Raw genomic sequence first — 3,288 nt, 5'->3', positions numbered from 1 at the left:
TGGCTGTGGGCCACCGCCGCGCCGGGCGAGGCGCCACACCTGTATTTCGAGGCCTCGGCGGTGATCATCACGCTGGTGCTGCTGGGCAAGTGGCTGGAGGCGCGCGCCAAGCGCCAGACCACGGCGGCGATCCGCGCCCTGCATGCGCTACGCCCGGATGTGGCGCACCTGCTCGGGCGCGACGGCGAGGTGGACGTGCCGATCGCCGAGATCCTGGTGGGCGACCGGCTGGTGGTGCGCCCGGGCGAGCGCATCCCGCTGGACGGGACGCTGCTGGAGGGCCACACGCAGGTGGACGAATCCATGCTGACGGGCGAGCCGCTGCCGGTGGCGCGCGAGCCCGGGGGCGCGCTCACGGGCGGCGCCATCAATGGCGAAGGCCGCATCGTCATGGAAGTGACGGCGGTGGGCGCGGAGACGGTGCTGGCGCGCATCATCCGGCTGGTGGAGGACGCGCAGGCCGCCAAGGCGCCCATCCAGCGGCTGGTCGACCAGGTCGCCGCGGTCTTTGTGCCGGTGGTGCTGCTGATCGCGCTCGTGACGCTGGTCGGCTGGCTGATGGCGGGCGTGGGCGCCGAGACCGCGTTGATCCGGGCGGTGGCGGTGCTGGTGATCGCCTGCCCATGCGCGCTGGGGCTGGCGACGCCGGCGGCGATCATGGCGGGCACCGGCGTGGCGGCGCAGCACGGCATCCTGATCAAGGACGCCGAGGCGCTGGAGACGGCGCACCGCGTCGATACCGTGGCCTTCGACAAGACGGGCACGCTGACCCAGGGCCGGCCGCAGCTGACGGCGTTCCACGTGGAACAGGGCGCCGACGAGGCCGCCCTGCTGGCGGCCGTGGCGGGGGTGCAGGCGGGCAGCGAGCACCCGCTGGCGCGCGCCGTGCTGCAGGCGGCGAGCGAGCGCGGGCTGCAGGTGCCGGGCGCTGCGCAGGTGCGTGCCGTGCCGGGGCGCGGCACGGAAGGGCAGGTGGACGGGCGCAGCTACCTGATCGGCAGCCTGCGCTGGATGGCCGAGCTGGACGCGCCCCTGGGGGCGCTGCAGGAGCGCGCCAGCGAGCTGCAGGCGCAGGGCGCGACGGTCTCGGCCCTGGCCGAGCGCAGCGCGGCGGGCGTGCTGCAGGTGCGCGCGCTGCTGGCCTTCGGCGACGAGCCCAAGGAGGGTGCGCGCGAGGCGCTGGCGCAGCTCAAGGCCAAGGGGCTGCGCTGCGTCATGGTCTCGGGCGACAACCGGGGCGCTGCCGAGGCGATGGCGCGGCGCCTGGGGCTTGAGCCAGAGGCCGGCGAGGTCATGGCCGAGGTGTTGCCCGAGGGCAAGTCCGATGCCGTGCGCCAGCTGCAGCAGGGCGGGCACGTGGTGGCGATGGTGGGCGATGGCGTGAACGATGCGCCGGCGCTGGCCGCGGCCAACGTCGGCATGGCCATGGGCAACGGCACGGACGTGGCCATGCACGCCGCGGGCATCACGCTGATGCGCGGCGAGCCGCGGCTGGTGGCGGCGGCGCTGGACATCTCGCACCGCACGGTGGTGAAGATCCGCCAGAACCTGTTCTGGGCCTTCATCTACAACGTCGCCGGCATCCCGCTGGCGGCGCTGGGCTACCTCAGCCCGGTGGTGGCCGGCGCGGCCATGGCGCTCAGCTCGGTCAGCGTGGTGACCAACGCCCTGCTATTGAAACGCTGGCGCGGTTGAGAAAATCGTGCCCGCGACCGCGCCGGCTCTGGCAAACTGCAACGTTTTGTTGCACGCAAGGGGCTGGCACGTGCATCGGCGCGGACCGGCCCCACCTGATCCGGGGGACGAGGCCATGAACTTTCACGCAATCATGCGGGCGTTCACCATCCGCACGCGCATGATCGGCGCCATCGCGGTGGTGATGGGGCTGCTTGCGCTGCTGGGCGGCGCCGGCATGCTGGGCATGTTGCGCATCCACGACCAGAGCCAGACCTTCATCGGCCAGTCGCATGCGGCCGTCGCCCTGCTGGGGCAGCTGCGCGGCGAGCTGGGCAACGTGCGCCAGGCCGAGAAGGACATGATCATCCACTACGAGAAGCCCGACGAGGTGCGGGCCGCGAAGTCGCGCTGGGACGCGGCGGTGGAGGCTTCGCTGCGCCTGGTGGCCGGCTTTCCCGCGCTCCTGCCCGAGCAGGACCACGAATTCGTGCAGGAGGTGGAGCAGGGCCTGAAGGCTTATCGCGAGCGCTTCAGCACGGTGGCGCGCCAGATCGAGGACGGCGGCTACGACACCGCCACCATCGCCAACCGCATGAGCGAGCGCGCGGTCGAGGAATTCGGCGCCGCCGCGGCGGGCATGCAGCAGCTCGACCGCCGGCTGGCGGACGAGGTGCAGTCGGCCATCGAGCTGCAGGACCGCACGGCCGCGCAAACCAAGTGGTTGTTCGTGCTGGCGGTGGTGTTGGCGGTGGTCGTGGTGGTGCCGCTCACGCTGCTGAACATGGTCTCGATCTGCCGCCCGCTGGTGGCGGCGCGGGCCATGGCGCGCGCTATCGCCGGCGGCGACCTGTCGCAGAGCGTGCGGGTCGACGGGCGCGACGAGGTGGCGGACCTGCAGCGCGCCCTGGTGGAGATGCAGCAGGGCCTGTCGGGCCTGGTGTCGCAGGTGCGCGATGCCAGCAGCAGCATCGCCACCGCCAGCCAGCAGATCGCCATGGGCAACCAGGACCTGTCGGGGCGCACCGAGCAGACTGCAGGCAATGCCCAGCAGGCGGTGGCCTCGCTCACCGAGCTGACGGCGACGGTGCAGCAGACGGCGTCTTCCTCGCAGCTGGCCAACCAGCTGGTCGGCTCGGCCTCGGGCAGCGCGGTGCGCGGCGGCGAGGTGGTGCAGCAGGCGGTGCACAGCATGCACGAGATCTCCGGGGCCAGCCGCAAGATCGGCGACATCATCGGCCTGATCGACTCCATCGCCTTCCAGACCAACATCCTGGCGCTGAACGCGGCCGTGGAGGCGGCGCGCGCCGGCGAGCAGGGGCGCGGCTTTGCCGTGGTGGCGGGCGAGGTGCGCAGCCTGGCGCAGCGCTCGGCCGCGGCGGCCAACGAGATCAAGGCGCTGATCGGCGCCAGCGTCACGGCCGTGGATGGCGGCGTGCGCCAGGTGGAGGAGGCGGGCCGGGCGATGCAGGAGATCGTCGCCGGCGTGCAGCGTGTCACGGACATCATCGGCGAGATCAGCGCCGCCGCGGCCGAGCAGGCGGAGGGCATCGGGCAGGTCAACGGCGCGGTCGCGGAGATCGACCGCATGACGCAGCAGAACGCGGCCCTGGT

General features: G+C 72.7%; 2 protein-coding genes. Both read left to right on the top strand.

Going from position 1 to position 3,288, the window contains the following annotated elements:
* Positions 1 to 1,695: copper-translocating P-type ATPase (locus tag A612_RS06555; RefSeq protein WP_019373712.1), on the top strand; the 1,695-nt coding region annotated here is incomplete at its 5' end.
* Positions 1,696 to 1,810: 115 nt separating this feature from the next.
* Positions 1,811 to 3,288, top strand: a 1,478-nt coding sequence (locus A612_RS06550; RefSeq protein ID WP_040436251.1) for a methyl-accepting chemotaxis protein, incomplete at its 3' end; no start/stop codon positions are given.

Source organism: Melaminivora alkalimesophila, from assembly GCF_000282995.1.
Classification (GTDB): Bacteria; Pseudomonadota; Gammaproteobacteria; order Burkholderiales; family Burkholderiaceae_C; genus Melaminivora; species Melaminivora alkalimesophila.
The sequence above is the reverse complement of the archived record's forward strand: the minus strand, read 5'-3'. Positions and strand labels throughout refer to the sequence as shown.